General features: G+C 27.5%; 2 protein-coding genes. Both read right to left on the minus strand.

Translation table 11 applies throughout. From position 1 onward, the window contains the following. Positions 1-80: 80 nt before the first annotated feature. Positions 81-647: a hypothetical protein gene (locus tag I3255_RS14370; RefSeq protein ID WP_238039430.1), complete on the minus strand. Its 567-nt coding sequence runs from the start codon at positions 645-647 to the stop codon at positions 81-83. Further along, positions 644-1,362 (minus strand): hypothetical protein (locus tag I3255_RS14375; RefSeq protein ID WP_238039431.1); only part of this gene is annotated, 719 nt, incomplete at its 5' end. The genes I3255_RS14370 and I3255_RS14375, both read right to left, overlap by 4 nt.

Below are 1,362 nucleotides of genomic sequence, written 5' to 3' on the forward strand. Positions count from 1 at the left end.
TTTGCAAACATTCCAAATATTAAAAATCATAAATGTATCAGGGGTGATAAATTCATCCCTAATATTAAAGTTTAATATTATCATAAAGATAAGATTGATAATTTATTATTTTCTTCAATTACGATTGAACTAATTTTTTTATCATTGTCATACATAAAAAATATATCATCATACTTAATCTTTTTATTTTTCAAAAATATAAAGTTATCCAACTCTATTCTTGATAACTTTAACCCATCAATAATTAATGGATTATCATATGATAAAGTATCTATATTATATTTATCCATAATATCTTGATACTGTTCAAAGTCATTAATATTTAAATCAAGATTACAAACAGCACGACCTAACCTAATATGTGTATAAGTCGTATAAAATGACTGATATATACAATCAATGGTATTGTTTTTAGTATTGATTGTCATAATAGCACGCTCTTTATTTGAGCTATCAGTTTCCCTTATTATGGCATATTTGTTATCCCAACGATCAAGGTAAACATAGTCGTTCTGATAATCTCTTATAATACCTTCAAAAATATGGTTGTTAATTACTAATTTATTACCAGATTCCTTAACCACATCATTAGCAAATGAGCTATAGCTAGATATTAGTATAATAATATTGATAATAGATTTAATCATTTAACTGTTTCCTTTAATATCTGTTCAAACTTATTAGCATAACTAGCAATTAATTCTTTTTGATCTTGGCCATTAATAATTCGTCTTGCTCCATTATAATCACATTTATTATCATTGATATAGTCAGATAATTTTTTCCCAGTGAAAACACCTTTTTCCATGCCCCATATCATAATAGGAACGGCATATTTGTATTGTGCTGCAAGATCTGGATTAGCCACAAAATCCACACCTAAGTAATCAGAAGCTGATTTATAGTTATTTTTCCATGTTAAATGTACCATCCCCCTTCCTCTATATTTGAAACCATCGCCTTTATTACGATTCCCATTTCGTATTGCTCTTTTTCTTAGCCTTTCAGTACTAGCTAAAACAGGATCATATTTATTAAAGTAAGATGGTTTTCCTATTTCCGGTTTTGCGCTATAGAACTCTCCAGATAAAAAATGATAGGCTTCATGTCTAGCTGTTGCAAGCATATATGCTAAGTGTCGTAAGTCAGGTAGTGTATCATAATAATTATTGATATTATTTAAAATATCTCTAAGGTTATTTTCAGAATTCTGACTAAAATTCTTATCTATTTTTCTAAAATAAGATTTATATAACTGTATAAAATCATTAATATTAATCATCTTTATCTTATTATAAATATTAGATACTGGCCACCAGTTCCAAACATCATCACCGATACCCAATTTACTCACTTCAGGTA

Origin of the sequence: Psychrobacter sp. Ps6, assembly GCF_022129235.1 — a bacterium.
Lineage (GTDB): Bacteria > Pseudomonadota > Gammaproteobacteria > Pseudomonadales > Moraxellaceae > Psychrobacter.